Annotated in this window: 15 protein-coding genes; 4 read left to right on the forward strand and 11 right to left on the reverse strand. The window is 67.1% G+C overall.

The annotated features are described in order from the left end of the window. Window positions 1-58: 58 nt before the first annotated feature. Together ABS78_RS09915 and ABS78_RS09920 are read right to left on the reverse strand one after the other, a co-directional pair. Window positions 59-1,396 carry a Wzz/FepE/Etk N-terminal domain-containing protein gene (locus ABS78_RS09915; RefSeq protein WP_293377912.1) on the reverse strand — a complete coding sequence of 446 codons (1,338 nt, stop codon included), beginning with the start codon at window positions 1,394-1,396 and terminating at the stop codon, window positions 59-61. 159 nt (window positions 1,397-1,555) lie between these two features. Next, entirely contained in the window at window positions 1,556-2,173 is a 618-nt protein-coding gene (locus tag ABS78_RS09920; RefSeq protein ID WP_293377915.1) for an FxDxF family PEP-CTERM protein, read from the reverse strand. Between the two features lie 360 nt (window positions 2,174-2,533). On the opposite strand from ABS78_RS09920, the gene ABS78_RS09925 reads away from it, so the two are divergent. Next, window positions 2,534-3,940 (forward strand): ATP-binding protein, encoded by a 1,407-nt coding sequence (locus ABS78_RS09925; protein ID WP_293377918.1) that lies wholly within the window; start codon window positions 2,534-2,536, stop codon window positions 3,938-3,940. A 118-nt stretch (window positions 3,941-4,058) separates the two neighbouring features. On the opposite strand, the gene ABS78_RS09930 is transcribed toward ABS78_RS09925, so the two are convergent. From ABS78_RS09930 to ABS78_RS09965, 8 genes are all read right to left on the reverse strand, one after another. After that, window positions 4,059-5,006, reverse strand: coding sequence for a hypothetical protein (locus ABS78_RS09930; protein ID WP_293377920.1), 948 nt, complete (start codon window positions 5,004-5,006; stop codon window positions 4,059-4,061). Between the two features lie 173 nt (window positions 5,007-5,179). Continuing rightward, complete coding sequence (gene rfbA, locus ABS78_RS09935) at window positions 5,180-6,058, reverse strand: glucose-1-phosphate thymidylyltransferase RfbA (RefSeq protein WP_293377924.1); 879 nt, start codon at window positions 6,056-6,058, stop codon at window positions 5,180-5,182. Window positions 6,059-6,066: 8 nt separating this feature from the next. Further along, the gene (gene rfbB / locus ABS78_RS09940; RefSeq protein WP_293377927.1) at window positions 6,067-7,116 is read right to left on the reverse strand and encodes a dTDP-glucose 4,6-dehydratase; all 1,050 of its coding nucleotides are present in this window, start codon (window positions 7,114-7,116) and stop codon (window positions 6,067-6,069) included. Window positions 7,117-7,229: 113 nt separating this feature from the next. Further along, window positions 7,230-7,619: a DUF4112 domain-containing protein gene (locus ABS78_RS09945; RefSeq protein ID WP_293377930.1), complete on the reverse strand. Its 390-nt coding sequence runs from the start codon at window positions 7,617-7,619 to the stop codon at window positions 7,230-7,232. A 45-nt stretch (window positions 7,620-7,664) separates the two neighbouring features. Beyond that, complete coding sequence (locus ABS78_RS09950) at window positions 7,665-10,130, reverse strand: polar localization protein TipN (protein ID WP_293377933.1); 2,466 nt, start codon at window positions 10,128-10,130, stop codon at window positions 7,665-7,667. Between the two features lie 210 nt (window positions 10,131-10,340). Next, window positions 10,341-10,565: a hypothetical protein gene (locus ABS78_RS09955; protein WP_293377936.1), complete on the reverse strand. Its 225-nt coding sequence runs from the start codon at window positions 10,563-10,565 to the stop codon at window positions 10,341-10,343. Between the two features lie 180 nt (window positions 10,566-10,745). After that, complete coding sequence (locus ABS78_RS09960) at window positions 10,746-11,300, reverse strand: methylated-DNA--[protein]-cysteine S-methyltransferase (protein WP_293377939.1); 555 nt, start codon at window positions 11,298-11,300, stop codon at window positions 10,746-10,748. Then, complete coding sequence (locus ABS78_RS09965; RefSeq protein ID WP_293377942.1) at window positions 11,278-12,846, reverse strand: AlkA N-terminal domain-containing protein; 1,569 nt, start codon at window positions 12,844-12,846, stop codon at window positions 11,278-11,280. Before ABS78_RS09965 ends, ABS78_RS09960 begins: the two co-directional genes overlap by 23 nt. A 101-nt stretch (window positions 12,847-12,947) precedes the next feature. On the opposite strand from ABS78_RS09965, the gene ABS78_RS09970 reads away from it, so the two are divergent. Beyond that, entirely contained in the window at window positions 12,948-13,844 is an 897-nt protein-coding gene (locus tag ABS78_RS09970; RefSeq protein WP_293377945.1) for a glycosyltransferase, read from the forward strand. Window positions 13,845-13,848: 4 nt separating this feature from the next. Here the strand turns inward: ABS78_RS09970 and ABS78_RS09975 are convergent, their stop codons facing one another. Further along, window positions 13,849-15,153: an MFS transporter gene (locus ABS78_RS09975; protein WP_293377948.1), complete on the reverse strand. Its 1,305-nt coding sequence runs from the start codon at window positions 15,151-15,153 to the stop codon at window positions 13,849-13,851. A 278-nt stretch (window positions 15,154-15,431) separates the two neighbouring features. On the opposite strand from ABS78_RS09975, the gene cysD reads away from it, so the two are divergent. Next, a complete protein-coding gene (gene cysD, locus ABS78_RS09980; RefSeq protein WP_293377951.1) occupies window positions 15,432-16,400 on the forward strand; it encodes a sulfate adenylyltransferase subunit CysD in 969 nt (322 codons plus the stop codon). Between the two features lie 85 nt (window positions 16,401-16,485). Beyond that, complete coding sequence (gene cysN, locus ABS78_RS09985) at window positions 16,486-18,390, forward strand: sulfate adenylyltransferase subunit CysN (RefSeq protein WP_293377954.1); 1,905 nt, start codon at window positions 16,486-16,488, stop codon at window positions 18,388-18,390. The last annotated feature ends 11 nt before the right edge of the window (window positions 18,391-18,401 follow it).

Consider the following 18,401-nt stretch of genomic DNA (forward strand, 5'->3'; position numbering starts at 1 on the left):
CTGGAGATCGCTCTGTCAGATTCATAACCGGAGTTGCTCCGGATAGTCCGAGGACGCTTCACGCCGGTACAGGCTCAGCTCTAGCTGGGCGCAGCTTGGCGGACTGGGCGCGGAGGCGCAACCGCCGACCTCCAAACGGGACTTCACCCAGCATCGGAGAAGAGGCCGCCAGCCTGAGGTCGTGGGCGCTGCGGACACGTCGATGCACAAGTTCAGCCAGCAATCCCAGAAAACATCCTAGGAGAAATCCCAACCCCCCAGATCCCCCCAGAACAAGCGCAGGCTTCGGAAACACGGGCTCGGGATCCGCCTCAGGCGCTCCGATCGGAGACACGCCGGCCGCCGTCGATGTCCCAAGCTGGCGAAGTGCGGCGATGGCGCTCTGCCTCTCGCTCAACGCCTTTCGGTACCGGTCGATTTCGTCGTGATACAGGCGAAGCTGGAGAACCTTGTCGCTCTGATCGAGAACCTTCGCCTTCTGAAGGTCCATCCTCTGGTCGCGCGCCCTCCCCTCAGCAGCCAAAGCTCCGGCCGATGAGGAGGCCGCGGCGCGCTCCGCCTCGACCCGAACACGGATGAGATCACGTTGCGCCTGCATCTGCTGAAGGCGCGGATTGTTCGGTCCCAGAACGCGCGCCTCCGCCGCGATCTCGGCCTCTATCACGGCCAACTCCATCGCAGCCTCGTTTGCGCGCGGACCGTCCGCGAGCACGACGGCATCGTCCCCGGAAACCATACGCTGCAGCCGAAGATCATCCAAATCCTTGGCATTCCGAGTAAGAATTACGCCCGTTTCCTTTGAATATTCATTCGACTGCTTTTCAAGATCAGCCAATTTTTCCTGGAGCTTTGGTATTTGATTCGCAATCGCATCAGCCTGTTCCATAGCCGACGATCTTCGCTCCGTGACAGCCGATTCTATATACGCCTGCCTAAGTACATCAGCGACAATCCTGGATTGCTCGGGACTATCAGATCGGTAACCAATGCTCATGATATTGCTGCCCGGCAGCATACGAACGCTCATGGTCGCCAGGATTCGGTCAGCGACCCAGATCTGATAGGGGCGACGGTCCCCAGGGGAACGGCCCGCGTAGGCCGCGAGCATGTCAGGGTTGTCTAACCAGCCCAGGGCCTCGGCCGCCGGCACTGCGACCTGGTAGTCCATGGTGCGCTGCAACTGACTCTGGACATAGGTCTGCGCCTGCGCATTCGAGAGATACCGTCCCGTAATGGGATCCGGCTTCACAAACTCCAGTACAACTCGGGCCGTCGCCAAGTATCGGGGCGGAGCAACCACCATCACCGCCAAACCCCCAAGGAGCGACGCGACCGTGGCCGTCAGTACGATTAGCTTCCTGGCCCAAAGTAGGCTGACTAGCCAGGCGACGCTCATGAACGCTCCAGGACCGGCGATATCGTCATACAGAGGATATAGCCATGGCTCAAAATTCTGAACAGCACGTCAGCGCAACGGCGGTTCTTGACCGCACCAGCAACAAAAAACCGCCGCCCCGAAGGGCGGCGGTTCTGTATTCCAAAAACGTGGTTGCGACTAGGCCAGCGCAGCAACCTGACGCTTGCGGCGCAGCATGGCGCCAGCGCCCATGAAGCCGCCGATCATCAGGGCCCAGGTGCCGGGCTCGGGAACGGCCGCCATGAAGGTGCCGCTGCCGTCCCACTGCGCGTTGGCGCCGCCGACGCCCTTCACGACCAGAACCATCGGAGACCCCGCCGACACGGCGAAAGGCGTCGCCGAGAAGAAGTTGGCGATGTTGCCGCCCGACCCGACCGGAGCGTCGCTGCGGGTCAGTTCGACGCCGTTGAACGTCACGCTGGTGAACGACAGCGACGAGAGCGAAGTGAAGCCGATCGAAATCCCGGCGAAGCCGACGAAGCCGTCCGGCAGCTCGAACGAGAAGGTGTCCTCGAACTCGCCGGTCGCGGAGTTCCACGTGTGGGTGGACGTGCCGTCCGCGGCGGTGGCGCCACCGTAGTAAACGCCAGCGCCCGACGCATCACCGATGCGGTCGTCGCCGAAGTTCAGACCGATCGAAGACGGCGGCGCGCCGGTCCACGGCGCGATGTAGGTGATCGCATTGGCCGGAGCGGCGATCGCCCCCACCGCGAGAGCAACGGCCGAAGCCGCAAAAATCTTGGAAAGAGCTTTCATAATCAGGCACCCCTATTAACTTAGCGTTCACCGTAAAGGGGCCGCTAACCCCTGTCACCCGGCTTCCCCTATTGAGCGAGTACGAAAAGTCGCACTGCCCAAATTGTCGTGGATCTGCCGGATGGCGCCGTTTGGCGCCGTGGCTTTCGCGACGATCAAGGCCTCTGCAAGGTTGGCGCCAGACCTAGCATCCTTCCACCCGGAACGCGAGCCGCGAGGCCCGCAAGGCCCGCTCAGCGCCGCCAAAGATTCGTCTCTTCCCGGTGGTTAAGCAAACGGAAGGCAACGTGCGCAATATATGGCACGCGTCCGAGAGCGCATCCTGCGCGTAGGCGCTGTATGATCTCGCACGCGCGAACGATGGAGAGCGATTTGGCCGGCTGGAACCCGTTCAAGCGGAAGAAAACCGGGGCGAAGGCGGCCGGCGACACGGCCGGGCGCACCGATTCGGCGCATTCCGCCGTCGTGAAGCCCCTGATCCGCGAAGCGCACCGCCGCACGCCCGAGGCCGGCGGCCTCCCGCGCTTCAACACCACCGCGGGCGACCAGATGAGCGGCCGGGGCTCCGACCGCTTCGCCGTCGTGCGAGCCAAGCTCCGCCACGCCTTTACCCCTTCGCAGCCGGTGGCCGACCGGCGGCTCTTCGCCGGGCGCGACGAGGTGCTGAAGACCATCATCCGTTCGATCGAGGATCAGCGCCTGCACGTGGTGCTCTACGGCGAGCGCGGCATCGGCAAGACCTCGCTGATGCACATCCTGACCCAGGCCGCCACCGAGGCGCGGTACATCGTGGTCTATACGTCGTGCGGCGCGAACTCGAACTTCGACGAGACGTTCCGCGCGGCCGCAGCCGAGATCCCGCTCCTGTTCCATTCCGGCTTCTCGCCGACCGCGGCCGAGGCCGAGAAGGGCGCATCGCTCGCCGACCTGCTGCCCAACGAGCCGCTGACGCCGCGCAAGTTCGGCGACTTGTGCGCGCGGCTGACAGGTACGCGCGTGCTCATCATCCTGGACGAGTTCGACCGGGCCGAGTCGGGCGCCTTCCGGCGTGACGTGGCCGAGGTGATCAAGAACCTCTCCGACCGCCTGGGCCGCGTTCAGCTGGTGCTCGCCGGCGTCGCCGCCGATCTCACCGAGCTCGTCGAGCATATCCCCTCGATCCGCCGCAACATCTTCGCCCTGCGGGTGCCGAAGATGACCGAGGCCGAGGTGCTGCAGATCGTCGCCAACGGCGAGCGTGAGGCGGACCTGAAGTTCGACCCCCAGGCCAGCGCCTTCGTGGTCGAGGTGGCGCGAGGTTCGCCGTACATCGCCAACCTGGTCTGCCACCACGCCGGCCACGCCGCCCTCGACGCGGGCCGCAGCATGGTCCAGCCGGCCGACGTGGCGAGCGCGGTGGACCGCACCATCCTCGAATTCCAGGGTCGGATCGGCACACCGATCCAGCAGCACGTACGTCGCCTGTTCGACCAGGGCCGACAGGACGTGCTGGCCATGACCTCCCGCGCTGCGCTCGCGGCCGACGGTGTCTTCGACGCCTCGGATGTCGAGGCCTCGAACCGCATCTCGGCCCGCAAGGCCCAGGACGCCATCGAGATCCTGGTCGCCGAGCGGCTTCTAAGGTCGTTGCATTCGGAGGAGGCCGGCCAGCGCTACAGCTTTGTCGAGGAAGGCATGCCGACGCTCATATGGATGATGTGGGCGCAGCGGAACCTGAATGGCGGTAGCGCCGCGGCTCCTACGCCCCGCGCTGCGGCGGGCTCATAGGCTCCACCAGCGAGGTCATCAATTGCGACTGGAGGCTGGCGCACTTGCGGCGCCAGCCTCTTTTCTTGCCTTCAAAGCGCCGCCTGAGGCCTGGCCTCAGGCGGCGACATGCACGCTGTCACTTTACGTCCGGCGCCGGAACGGGTGGGGCAGGCGCAGCGCCGGAGGCGGCCTCATTCGGCGTCGCTGCGCCAGAGCCCGGAGGCGTCTTCTTCTTAGGAGGTTCGGGCTTGTAGGCGTCATTGTAGACGATCTTCGTCTCGGCCGCCTTGCGAAGCGCCTCGACCTGCTTGGCGACCGTCTCCTGGCCCTTCTGCTGTCTCAACGCGTTCGTCGCATATGCAACGGCCATATCACCCGTGAACGGGACCGACCGAGTCGCCTCGACATGGTTGAAGAGCAGCGCCCCACCTTGCGGAATGACGAAGATTTCCCCGGGGGGAAGCTTGCTCACGCCTTCGACCAGTTGCGGGTTCGCCGACAGCGTATCCAGCACGACCGCATTCGACTGGTACTGAACGCCTTCCGCATCCAGCAGCGCCTTGACCTGGGCCAAGGTCGTCAAAGGCTGCAATCGCTCAGGAGCGATCTTGTTGGGCGCAGCGATGACCTGATCCACGAACATGACCTTGCGGTCGGCAAAGCGCGCCGGATTGGCCGCGACAAAAGCCTCGGCTTCCTGCTTGGTCGGCTGTGTGATCTTGGTGGCCAGCTTTCTCTGGTAGAGCTGAGCCAGCAGGGTCTCCTGCCCTCGCTCGACCTGAATCGTATAGTCCGGCGACTTGTCGAGCTTCTCCTCACGCGCCTGGTGAGCCAGGAGCTTTCGGAGAATGATGCGCTGCAACGCCTGCTGCTGTGCGGCCTTCATCACGGCCGGATCTCGAGAGCCGAAGTTCCCGAGTTCGGCACGAAGTTCCATACTTGTAATTTCTTCGCCGTCGACGGTCGCCACGACCTGTCCGCTCGGCGCGCCACCGCCGCCGGCAAGCTTCTTTATCTGGTCGCAGCCAGACAACATGAGGCCCGCACCGACCGCCACAACGACGATAAGTGATCTGCTCTTCAAGCGCCCCTCCTGATCAGAGCTCGCCGTTCCAACGGGAGCCCAAGGCAAACTAGATGAAATCTTGACTGCAACTCTTGGGCCATCCGTCCCGCTCGAGACCTTGGCGGAGCGAGCGCAACGGACCACTTGATATGATGCGTATCAGTGTCTTGAAGTTCTGACGAGAGGCCTCGCTAGGACACCGCCTCCGCCAGCCCCCGCAGGTACCGCCCGTACTCGCTCTTGCCCTGCGTCTCGGCCGACTTCATCAGTTCGGCGCGGTCGATCCAGCCGTTCTCGAAGGCGATCTCCTCGAGACAGCCGATGCGCAGGCCCTGGCGCTGTTCGAACACCCGGATCAGTTCGCCGGCGCCGATCAGGCTGTCATGGGTGCCCGCGTCCTCCCAGGCGAAGCCGCGCCCCAGCAGCTCGACATGGAGACGGCCTTCCTGGAGATAGACGTCGTTGAGCGCCGTGATCTCGAGTTCGCCACGCGCCGAGCGCGTCAGCGTCTTGGCGATCTCGCTGGCCCGCCCATCGTAGAAATAGAGCCCGGTCACGGCATAGTTCGACTTCGGCTTCGTGGGTTTCTCTTCGATCGACAGCGCCCGGCCATCCTGGGACAGTTCGACGACGCCATACCGTTCGGGATCATGCACGGGATAGCCGAACACCGTAGCCCCTTCGGCGCGCTTGTCGGCGCTCTTCAGCATCTGCACGAAGTTCTGGCCGAAGAAGATGTTGTCGCCGAGGATCAGAGTGGAGGGCTGGCCGCCGACGAACTCCTCCCCCAGCAGGTAGGCTTCGGCCAGGCCGCCGGGATGCGGCTGGATCACGTATTCGAACCGCACGCCGAACCGCGATCCGTCGCCAAGGAGGCGCTGGAATCCCGCCTGGTCCTCGGCGGTGGTGATGATCAGGATCTCGCGGATGCCGGCCAGGAAGAGGACCGACAGCGGATAGTAGATCATCGGCTTGTCGTAGACGGGCAGGAGCTGCTTCGACACCGCCATGGTCAGCGGGTGCAGGCGCGTCCCGGCGCCGCCGGCCAGAACCAGGCCTTTTCTCGCCACGGGAGACATCACGCCTTCACCAGGCCCAGACGGTCGGAGTGAAATCCGCGCTCACGGATACGCTCGACCCAGCCATAGTTGTCCACATACCAGCGCACCGTATCCTCCAGGCCGGCCTCGAGGGGCATGCGCGCCTTCCAGCCCAGCTCGGCTTCAACCTTCGAGGAGTCGATGGAATAGCGGAAGTCGTGCCCCGGCCGATCGGTCACGAAGCTGATCTTGTCGGCATGCGGCGTATTGGCCGGCGCCATCTTGTCGAGATGGGCGCAGATCAGCTTCACGACCTCGAGGTTCCGCTTCGAGGCGTCGCCGCCGATGCAGTAGGTCTCGCCCAGCCGTCCCTTGTGCAGGACGAGCAGCAGCGCCTCGGCGTGGTCGTCCACGTGCAACCAGTCGCGCACCTGCCGGCCATCACCGTAGACGGGGATGGTCTTGCCCTCGAGGGCCCGGGTGATCACCGTCGGGATCAGCTTCTCGGGGAACTGGTGGGGGCCGTAGTTGTTCGAGCAGTTCGTGATCACCACCGGAAAGCCGTAGGTGTGGCCCCAGGCGCGCACCAGATGATCCGACGCCGCCTTCGACGCGGAATACGGTGACCGCGGATCGTAGGGCGTTTCCTCGGTGAAGTCGCCGTCTTCGCCCAGAGCGCCGAACACCTCGTCGGTCGAGACATGATGAAAGCGGAAGGCCGCCTTCCGCGTCTCATCCAGGCCATTCCAGTAGTTGCGCGCGACCTCCAGCAGGATGGCCGTGCCCATCACGTTCGAGCGCACGAAGTCCAGCGGCCCCTCGATGGCGCGGTCGTTGTGGCTCTCGGCGGCCAGATGCATCACCGCGTCGGGCGCGTGGCGGGCGAACACATCCTCGAGCTTGGGCCGGTCGCACACGTCGACGTGCTCAAAGGCGTACCCGGCGTCCGAAGCGACATCCTCGACGTTGTCGAGGTTGGCCGAGTAGGTCAGCGCGTCCAGGTTCACCACCTGATGGCCGTCGGCGATGGCGCGGCGGACGACGGCGGACCCGATGAACCCGGCTCCGCCCGTAATCAGGATCTTCAACGAAATCTCCCGGGGATGCGAGGCGACGGCCTCCCTTACTATGAAAGGCGACCTCTTCAAGGCGATACCTCTCCCGCGCGAAGCCAGGCTACGGTCAAAAGCCTAACGCGCCGTCACCTCCACATTCTCTCCCGCAAAGCGGCCTCGGGCCGACCGTGGCGACGTTCAATATCGCGCTTCAGCGCCCCCGCTGCAAAGGCGTGACCGGTGAAGAGAGTGTCGACAGCCCATCCCAGAACGGGAACGCCCGAACTCAAGCTGTCCAATCCGAGATAGGTCGCCATCCTTAGGAGCGTGGGCCGGGATGCGCCCGCCTGTATCGCCTCATAGAGGAGGAGCCCGGCGGCCCCGACGGAATAGATCGTCCCCGCCACCGGAACCCAGGCGAGAACGCCATCGATTCCGAGGCCCCATGGCCCGACGCCCACGACGCGATCCGACAATTTTCGCAGGCGTTCTGCGCGCCGCCATGCCAGGTGCGCACGATCACGTTCAGAACTCATTCCGCGCCAACGCTGATGTCGCCCGGGAGGGTTCCCTTCCGAGAGTTATGAGGGGGTGGCCTCGGCCGTCGCGTCCAGAAGAAGGAACAACTTCCCTCCCGGCGTATCCAGCAGTCCCATCACGGCCTCGTCGTCACCCCGCGCCACCGCCTCATCGACAAGCGTGGTGTACGCGCGGGTGAACAGTTCGGCGCGGCCCTTCACAGCCTCATCCGTCTGCAGCCGACGACCGATCCGCCGGGTGGCCGCCGGAGCGGCCTTACGCACCGCCAGCCGGGCGGCCTCCCATGCTCCGCCGGCCAGTTGCACCGCGCACTCGGCCACACGCCCGCTCGGTAACAGGCGCACAGGATCAACTCCCATGTCGCCGAGATCCGAGAGAATCTGATCCTCCAATCCCCCGCCAGGTTCGTTCCCGCCGTCCAGCGATGCGAGAAGGTCCTTCCACGTCCAGGGATCACGTTCACCGGGCGTCTCATCCTCCGGGGGCGGCGCTACCGGCGCGGCGACGCCCGACGCAGCCTCGAATACGGCCGAAAACTCGCGATCTGTCGCGGTCGGCGTGAACCGGATGCGATTGCGTAAGCCGATGCCGTCGGCCAGTTCGGCGCCCGGAACCTGCGTCTCGTCGACCCCCGCAGACCGTCGCCGCACAGGCGTCGGCGCGGGCTCGGCCAGCGCGGGGGATGGATGTGAGGCTCGCGCTTTCAAGGCGGGCGCCTCGGGGGACAGAACCTCCCTGGACACAGGGGCCGCGGGAGCCGCCGCCGCGCCCATCAGCCGCACCGCCTCGGACAGCATCTCGAAATTGCGTCGCACGCGATCCTGGAACGCGGCGTCGATGGCCTGGGCCTGGTCGGCCGTGCGTCGCGCCTGATCCATGAGTTCGTCCAGACTGTCGGCGATGGCGGCGCGCACCCGGCCGGCCTGATCCACGGCGAGATCAGGCAGGCGGGCGGTCTTGTGCTCGATCTCCACCAGCATGTTCGAGAGGTCGTTCATGACCGCACGCGCGGCCTCCGCCCCGTCGGCCAACTTGCGGGCCGTGGCCGCGCCCGCGTCCTCCACCATGCGGGAAGACGTCTCGATGAGAGCGCGTGCCTCCTCGAGCCTCGCCTCGAACACCTGATTCGCCTTCTGGCCCGCGCCAAACGCGGCTTCCGACAAGGTGTCCACCTGCTCACGCGCCGCCGCCGCATGCCGTGCGGCGGCATCCCGCGTCTCCTCCGCCGCACGGGCCAGCGCGTCGATGGCCGCCCGAGCCTGGCTCTCCAGTTCGGCGCGTTGCCCCGCGGCGGCGGTCGAAACGGCTTCCAGGGACTGCAAAGTGGACTGGCTGAACTCTTCACGCTCAGCCCGCGCCGTCTCGGCCAGGTCGCGAAACTGCACAGCTGCGTCCGACATCATCTGTCGCAGGTGCTCTCCGCCGGCCGTGGCCCGCTCGCTCATCTCCCCGGCGGCGGCGCGCGCCTCCTCGATGAAGCCGCCAAGGCGAACCGCATGGGTCTCGGCCTCGGCCGCGAAAGCCGCCTGGTCGCCCTTCAGGGCCTGCGTCAATGCGACCAGGGCGCTCCGCTGGCCGGAGAGGCCCGCCTCCAGGCTCAGAATTTGTTCGGCGACGCCGGTCCCCGCCGTCTCCAGTCGGGCGATGTGACGGGTCAGATCCTCGCCGGCCGTGCGCGCGGCGCCGCTCGCCTCGCCGGCGGCGGCGGCCAGTTCGGCGGCCCGGGCTCCCAGCGCGATCTCGGCCTCCCGGATTTGCGTTTCGGCCAGACCCGTGGCCTCGGCCACCATGCGAGCCTGCTGGGTCACTGTGTCGGAAAGGCGCATCGCCTGGGTATCGAGCGTCTGGGCCAACGCCCCCATTTCCGCGCGCTCCCGGCCAAGGGTGGACGCCAGTTCTCCCGCGGTTCGAACCGACTGCGCCGTGGCGCCCGTCAGCTTGTCGGTCTCGAAGGCCAGCGAGTCACGCAGAGCGATCAGCGTGTCGCGCGCCTCGTCCGCCGCCGCGCCTGCCCGCGAGATCTCCTCGCGGACAATGTGCGTCACATCCCCGGCCCGGGCCGCGGCGATCAGCGTCGGCGCCAGCAGGTCCTCCGCCGCCGCGCGTTCGCGACGCGCCTCGTGCGCCAGCAGTTGGGCCTGCCGCGCCAGCCAGGCCGCGAACAGCACCAGGGCCGCCGGCCCCAGCGCCATCAGCGCGAAGACAGCCAGCGCGAAGGGCTCGTACCCGAAGGGGGCCAGCCCACTGCGATACCCGAGAGCGAAGGCGATCGGCGCCAGCGCCCACAGGCCCGCCACCACGGCGGCCGCAAGCCATATGGGCCAACCAGCCGGTCGAGCGTCGCCGCCCGGCGACACTGAATGTTCCACGTCATCGGACAGCGCCTGTCGCGTCGCAAGTAACGCCGGCGGAAGATCGAGGCTGTCCGTCTCGATCGGCCGAAAGCCGACACCACCGGGTTCGGGCGCGAGCGCCTCGGGCTCGGTGTCGGCGCTCGCGAAGTCCATGGGCCGCGATCGCCTGGAGACCTTCATGCCTGACCTCGACTGCTACACCTGACGCCGGACTTCCCTCTCGGGCGCGCCAGGGCCACGCCTGACGGCCATGGAGGTCCGCCTAGCGTTCCGCATGCCGAACTTACCTTCTGGCGACGACAACGGAAAGCGCCCGGCGGATGTCGGTGAATGTCGAAGGGGCCGCGATACGGTCGCCGACGATCAGGCTTGAGCGCCTGAACCCTTTTGAGTTGGTTCGCGGGGGGACGATCTGCCCGCCCTGTCGCCGAGCTTACGTGGCGTGCGCGCGACGATCCGCTGCTCGACCGAGGGCGGCGGCGCCTGCCGTTCCAGCCGCGGCGTATCCAGCGCAACGCCGAAATGCGACAGCGCGGCGACGGACGAATGCACGACGACCGCGGCCACCATCTCCGTCAATGTCGCCATGGCGCGCCCCCCACGGACTTCTCCCGCTGGGCCTGAATACGCCGGGTCAGCCGGTTTCGGCAGGGGCAGGAACATGAATTGTTTGTCATGTGGCTGGCCGCGCGGCCGAGGCCCGCGTGATGACGGCCGGATGGAGATCAGCCCCGAACCCGGGCCATACCGGGCTTCTCCATTGCGTTCTCAACGCAGGGCGAACGGCGAAGGATCTCGCTCTTCTCGCCGACTTGCCCGCTCGTGCTCCAGCAACCAACGCTTCCGCTCCAGGCCGCCGCCGTATCCGGTCAGCGAACCGTTCGACCCGATCACCCGGTGACAGGGCACCACCAGCGAAACAGGATTCGCGCCGTTGGCGAGGCCGACAGCCCGCACCGCGGTGGGACGACCGATGCGCGCCGCGAGGCCGGCGTAGCTCAACGTCTCGCCGACCGGGATGGTGCAGAGTGCGGCCCAGACCGATTGCTGAAACCCGGTGCCGGCGCCCTGCCAGGGAATGGCGTCCAGCCCCCCGATATCGCCTGAGAAGTAGGCTTCGATCTTCATGCGTAACGGTCCGCGCCCCTCCGCGACAGGCACAGAAGCGTAGCGGCGGGACAGCCAGCGGCGCATGGCCGGCTCATAATCATGCCAGTTGAAGGCGCGCAGCACGCCGGCCTCGTCGGTGACGACGAGAGCTTCGCCGATGGGCGTCGGCACGCGCTCGAGGGTCAGGGCTTCAGGCGGCGGCTTGTCGGTCATCGGTCGCTTTCGGAGGGACTGTCTTGCGAGACGCCGGGCCAGGATCCCCGGCCCAGAGGTGTTGTGCGGCATAGGCGCGCCAGGGACGCCAGGCTTCGCTTCGCGCCAGGAGTTCAGCCGCGGAGGGCCGTGTCCCCCGCTCATCGGCCAGCGCCCGCATGAGGCCCACATCGGCCTGTGGGAAGGCGTCGGGCTCGCGAAGCTCCCGGAGCGCGATGTATTGCGCGGTCCATTCGCCCACGCCCGGAAGCGCGGTCAGAGCCGCGATGGCGCTCGCAAGGTCGGCGCGCGGGGTGAAGATCGTTGGATCTGCCGCGACGGTGCGGGCCAGGCCCTCCAGGGCCGCGCCACGGGCGCGAGGCATGCCCAGCCCCGCGACGTCCCGGCCCACCAGGCGTTGCGGCGACGGGAAAACTCGGTTCAGTCCCAGCGCCCCTGCGGCGGGATCGTCGACAGCATCGCCATAAGCCTCCACCAGCTTGGCGGCGAGATTGCGCGCCGCGGCTACGGTGATCTGTTGTCCCAGGATAGCCCGTACGGCGAGTTCGAACCCGTCCCAAGCCCCGGGCGCCCTGAGTCCCGGCCGCGCCGCCACCAGCGGCGCCAGTGCGGCGTCCTGCGAAAGGTGCGCGCCGATCAGGGCGGGATCCGCCGAGAGGTCGAACACCCGCCGGATGCGGGCGATCACCGCCGGAAGGGCCTGGAGTCGCGGGAAGCGAATCTCGGCTGAGAGGGCGTCGTCGTCCCGCGGCGTGACGATCACCAGGCCGCAGACGCCGTCGATCGACAGCGTCCGCGCATACCGGCCGGGCTCCACGCGCTCCACGCCCGGGATCGCGCGATCGGCCAGGAAGCCGATTATCGCGTCCCAGTCGTACGGGGACTTGTAGGGCAGACGCACGGTGACGCCATCGGCGGCCGGGGTCTCGGCCTGACGCGAGCGGCGGAGCGCGCTCGGCGGGCGATGGAAGAGCTGCTGAAAGGTCTCGTTGAACCGACGCACGCTGCCGAAGCCGGACGCGAGCGCCACCTCGGCCATAGGCAGACGCGTCTCCTGGATGAGTTGCTTGGCCAGCAGCACCCGTCGTGTCTGGGCGACCGAGACAGGAGAAGCGCCGAGATGCTGGCGGAACAGCCGGCGAAGCTGGCGTTCACCCACCCCGAGGCGGGTCGCCAGAACCTCCAGGTCGTCGCCGTCCAACGCCCCCCCTTCGATCAGCGCAAGCGCCCGCGAGACCGTATTGGACGTGCCTCGCCACGCGCCCAGGTCGGGCGAGGCCTCGGGCCGGCAACGGAGACAGGGCCGGAACCCCGCTTCCTGAGCCGCCGCCGCCGTGGGATAGAAAGCCATATTCTCGGCCTTGGGCGTCCGCGCCGGGCAGATCGGCCGACAGTAGACGCCCGTGGATTTCACCCCGGCGAAGATGCGGCCGTCGAACCGCGGGTCGCGGGTGACGAAGGCGCGCCGACAGGCTTCGAAGTCCATCTCCATACCGAGAACGATGCCCCCCGCCGCCGTCGAAGTCTCGCGGTTTTCGGACTTCAATGACAACGCGCGGCGTGCGGGAACGGCAGGTCATTTACTCCTGGCGCGGGGTTTGCTCCAAGGAGTCCGTCCGGTGGGCGAGCAGGCCAGAAGGGGAACCCATGACGTCGGAATCCGCGGGCGACCTTCCGTTCGTCAGCGTCATCATGCCCCATTACCAGGACCTGGGGGGCCTGGAGATCGGGCTCGCCGCTCTGGAAGCCCAGACCTATCCCAAAGACCGCTTCGAGATCGTCATCGGCGACAACAACTCGCCGGTGGGACTGGCGGCTGTGGAGGCGGTGGTCCGGGGTCGGGCCCAGGTGGTCGTGATCACGCAGAAGGGCGCGGGTCCGGCGCGCAACGGCGCGGTCGCCGCTTCGCGCGGCGACGTGCTGGCGTTCATCGATTCCGATTGCGTGGCCGAACCTCAGTGGCTGGAGGAAGGCGTGAAGGCCCTGAGCCGCTTCGACCTGGTCGGAGGGCGCGTTCGGGTGCTCGTCTCGGACCCCGCGCGCATGACGCCCGCCGAGGCGTTCGAGCGCGTCTTCGCCTTCGATTTCAAGACCTACATCGAGAAGAAGGGATTCACCGGCGCCGGAAACATGTTCTGTCGTCGGCCTCTCTTCGACAGGGTCGGCGCGTTCGGCGTCGGCCTCTCGGAGGATGTCGACTGGTCACGCCGCGCGGTCGCCAGCGGGGCGCGCCTGGGCTATGTGCCGGCGGCCGCCATCGGCCATCCGGCCCGCGTCACCTGGGAGCAGCTTTCGGGCAAGTGGCGGCGGATCAACGCCGAAACCTTCGGCCTGATGACGGGCCAGAGAGGTCAGCGCTCGCGCTGGCTGGCCCGCAACCTCCTCATGCCGCTGTCGGCGGTGGCGCACACGCCCAAGGTTCTGACCAGCCCCGAGTTGAACACCCTCGGCCAGCGGCTGTCGGCGATCGGCATGCTCTACCGTCTCCGTTTCTGGCGTCTGTGGGACGCCCTCACCCTGCTGCGCACCACGCGCGCCGGCTGACGCCCTACGCTCGGAGAGCCGCCAGCTTGCGGTCCCGCCCGATCGACCAGGCGGCGGTCAGGTGCGCGCCGATGGTCAGGAATACGATGGGGATCAGCCACAGGAAGCCGATGGCCAGGGACTGGTCGCCGTACTCCGCCTTGGCCGCGTCCGAGATGCGGCCGACATAGACGGGGCCGATGCCCAGACCGATGAGATTGAGCACGAAGAGCAGGACCGCGCCCGATATCGTACGGCGGTTGGCTGGAACGGAATTCTGCACCACCGCCAGGGCCGGCGCGAGATAGCAGTTGTTCAGAAGGGCCGGGATGGCCACGCAGATCAGGGCGATCTGCCACGTCGGCGCATAGATGAGTCCGAACCAGAACGGCACGGTCAGAACGAAGGCGATCGCCGGCAGCCACGCGAACCAGCGCGCGTCGCGCCGGCTCAGCCGGTCCACCAGCCAGCCGGCGCCGAAGGTGCCGATCATCCCCGTGATCCCGAGGACGAGGCTGTAGTAGGCGGCCACCTGCGCCAGATTCATGCCCTTCACGCGGATGAGGAACGGCGGGTTCCAGGTCAGCGCGGCGTACCCCACGAAGGCCGAGAGGCCCGCGGCGAGCGCCGTGAGCAGCAGCGTCCGGTTGCCGAAGAAGCCGGCGAAGGCCTGGGCGATGGACGGCGGCTTCTCCTGCGCCACCTGGCCCGCGGGCAGGATGTCCAGGGCGCCGCGCTTGGGTTCCCGAACGACCAGCATCACGAGCGCCGCCAGGACGATGCCCGGCACGCCCATGACGAAGAAGGCGATCCGCCAGCCGTGTTCGACCGCGATCCAACCCCCGAGCGCCGATCCCAGCATCGATCCGACCGGCACGCCCAGGGAGTAGATCGCCAGGGCCGTGCCGCGCTCCTCGGGCTTGAAATAGTCCGAGATCAGCGAATAGGACGGCGGCGAACCGCCCGCCTCGCCAATCCCGACCCCCATGCGGAAGAGCGCGAGTTGGACGAAGTTGGTGGCCGTGCCGCAGAGGGCGGTGAACAGGCTCCAGAGGGCGCAGGCGCCCGAGATGATCCAGACCCGGTTCGCCCGATCGGCCAGCCATCCGATCGGGATCCCAAAGCCGGTGTAGAAGAGCGCAAAGACAATCCCGCTCAACATGCCGAGCTGGGTGTCGGTGAGACCGAGATCGGTCCGGATCGGCTCCGCCAGGATCGAGACGATCTGTCGATCCAGGAAGTTGAGGGTGTAGACGACGGCCAGCAGCCAGACGACGAGATACCTGTAGCCGCCGGAGACCTTCGCCGGCACCGCCGCGTCTGAAGTCATGAGACCCTTTTCCCCTGCCGCCCCCGGCCGGCGTTCCGGCTCGAAAGGCGGGTACGCGCTTCCGTCGAACGCGGTTGTGGCGCCATTCCGCCGGGCCGCCAAGCGACATCGCGCGTCCGGTTGCAGGGTGAGACGCACCCAGCCTACCTGCCAGCCCGCCGAGAATTCCTGGCAGGCCCTCGCCTTGCGCCTGCGGGGCCTGGCGGCTAACTCCGCCGCCGGGCCGGACGCCTGTGCGATCGCTCAGGCGGATATCGAGGTTTGCTGTAAGGTCGCCGATGGACGCCGAGGTCCGAACCCACACCCCCGCACCCCTTTCTCGATCTGTGGAGCTGCAGTTGTCGCCCCAGACCCTGACGCATCTTCAGAGGCTGGAGGCCGAGAGCATCCACATCCTGCGGGAGGTGGTGTCGGAGTGCGAGCGTCCGGTGATGCTGTACTCGATCGGCAAGGACAGCGCGGTGATGCTGCACCTGGCGGCGAAGGCGTTCTATCCGTCGAAGCCGCCCTTCCCGCTGCTGCATGTGGACACGACCTGGAAGTTCCGGGCGATGTACGAGATGCGCGAGCGGATGGCGCGGGAACTGGGCTTCGAGTTGCTCGTGCACCGCAATCCCGATGCAGTGGCGCAGAACATCAACCCGTTCGACCACGGCTCGGCGAAGCACACCGACATCTGGAAGACCGAGGGCCTGAAGCAGGCGCTGGACAAGTACGGTTTCGACGCGGCCTTCGGCGGCGCGCGGCGGGACGAGGAGAAGAGCCGGGCCAAGGAGCGGATCTTCTCGTTCCGCTCGGCCGGCCACCGGTGGGACCCCAAGAACCAGCGGCCCGAGCTCTGGCGGATGTACAATGCGAAAAAGAACCCGGGCGAGAGCATCCGGGTGTTCCCGATCTCCAACTGGACCGAGCTGGACATCTGGCAATACATCCACCTTGAGAACATCCCGATCGTGCCGCTGTACTTCTCCGACGTGCGCCCGGTGGTGGAGCGCGACGGGACGCTGATCATGGTCGATGACGACCGGATGCCCCTGCGTCCCGGCGAGACCCCGATGATGAAGTCGGTGCGGTTCCGCACCCTGGGCTGCTACCCGCTGACGGGGGCGGTGGAGAGCACCGCGGCGACGCTGCCCGAGATCATCCAGGAGATGCTGCTGACGACGACCTCGGAGCGCCAGGGCCGGATGATCGACCACGACCAGGCCGCCTCGATGGAGAAGAAGAAGCAGGAGGGCTACTTCTGATGCGGCGGACCGCCAGCCCAGCAGGCCCCCTCCACCCCTCGCTTCGCGAGCGGTCCCCCTCCCCCGCTTCGCAGGGGAGGATGTGATGGCCCACCAGTCCGCGCTCATCGCCGAGGACATCGAAGCGTACCTCCACCAGCACGAGCACAAGTCTCTTCTGCGGTTCCTGACCTGTGGCTCGGTGGACGACGGCAAGTCGACCCTGATCGGCCGCCTGCTCTACGACAGCAAGATGATCTTCGAGGACCAGCTCGCCGCGCTGGAGGCCGACTCGAAGAAGGTCGGCACGCAAGGGGGCGATATCGACTTCGCCCTCCTGGTCGACGGCCTGGCCGCCGAGCGCGAGCAGGGCATCACCATCGACGTGGCCTACCGCTTCTTCTCGACGGAGAAGCGCAAGTTCATCGTCGCCGACACTCCCGGCCACGAGCAGTACACCCGCAACATGGTCACCGGCGCCTCGACGGCGGACGCGGCCATCATCCTGATCGACGCGCGCAAGGGCGTGCTCACCCAGACCCGCCGGCACAGCTACCTGGTGAGCCTGCTGGGCATCCGCCACGTGGTGCTGGCCATCAACAAGATGGATCTGGTGGGCTGGAGCCAGGAGGTGTTCGACACCATCGTGGCCGAGTACCACGACTTCGCCGCCCAGATCGGGATCAAGGCGTTCACCGCCATCCCGATGTCGGCCCTGAAGGGCGACAACATCACCGAGCCCTCCGCGAAGTCGCCCTGGTACTCCGGCCCGCCCCTGATGCGCTGGCTGGAAGAGGCGCCCGTCGAGGACGACCTCCAGCAGAAGCCCTTCCGCATGCCGGTCCAGTGGGTGAACCGGCCCGACCTGGACTTCCGCGGCTTCTCCGGCCTGATCGCCTCGGGCGTCGTCCGCCCCGGCGACAAGGTCAAGGCCCTGCCCTCGGGCCGCGAGAGCACGGTGGCGCGCATCGTGACCTTCCGTGGCGACCTGCCCCAGGCCGTCGCCGGCCAGTCCGTGACCCTCACGCTCGCCGACGAAATCGACGTCAGCCGCGGGGACGTCCTCGCCGCCGCCGGTCACCCGCCCGAAGTGGCCGACCAGTTCGAGGCCACCCTCGTCTGGTTCGACGAGGACGCCCTGCTGCCGGGCCGGCCCTACCTGATGAAGCTGGGGACCCGCACGGCCACCGCCCAGGTGGCCGAGCCCAAGTACAAGGTCAATGTGAACACCCTCGAACAGCTCGCCGCCAAGCGCCTGGAGCTGAACGAGATCGGGGTCTGTAATCTGGCGCTCTCGGCGCCCATCGCCTTCGATCCCTACGCCGACAACAAGGACCTGGGCGGCTTCATCCTCATCGACCGGATGAGCAATCGCACCGTCGGCGCCGGCATGCTGCGCTTCGCGCTCCGCCGCAGCCAGAACATCCACTGGCAGGCCCTGGACGTGGACAAGGCCGCGCGCGCCGCCGCCAAGGGCCAGAAGGCGCGGGTGGTGTGGTTCACCGGGCTCTCGGGCGCCGGCAAATCCACCATCGCCAACCTGGTGGAGAAGCGCCTGCACGCCGAGGGCCGCCACACCTACCTGCTCGACGGCGACAACGTCCGCCACGGCCTCAACAAGGACCTGGGTTTCACCGAGGCCGACCGCGTCGAGAACATCCGCCGCGTCGCCGAGGTGTCCAAGCTGATGGTCGACGCCGGCCTGATCGTCCTGGTCTCCTTCATTTCGCCGTTCCGCGCCGAGCGGCAGATGGCCCGCGAGCTGATGGGCGAGCGCGAATTCGTGGAGGTGTTCATCGACACGCCGCTCGCCGACGCCGAGAAGCGCGACGTCAAGGGCCTCTACGCCAAGGCCCGCGCCGGACAGCTCAAGAACTTCACCGGCATCGACTCCCCCTACGAGGCGCCCGAAACACCCGAAATCCACATCGACACCACCGCCCTCTCCGCCGAGGACGCCGCACAGCGGATCTTCGAGTGGCTGGAAGGCGCGTTCGATCCCGGCATCTAGCGGCGCGAGGG

This window comes from Phenylobacterium sp. SCN 70-31 (genome assembly GCF_001724605.1).
In the GTDB taxonomy this organism is placed as follows: domain Bacteria; phylum Pseudomonadota; class Alphaproteobacteria; order Caulobacterales; family Caulobacteraceae; genus Phenylobacterium.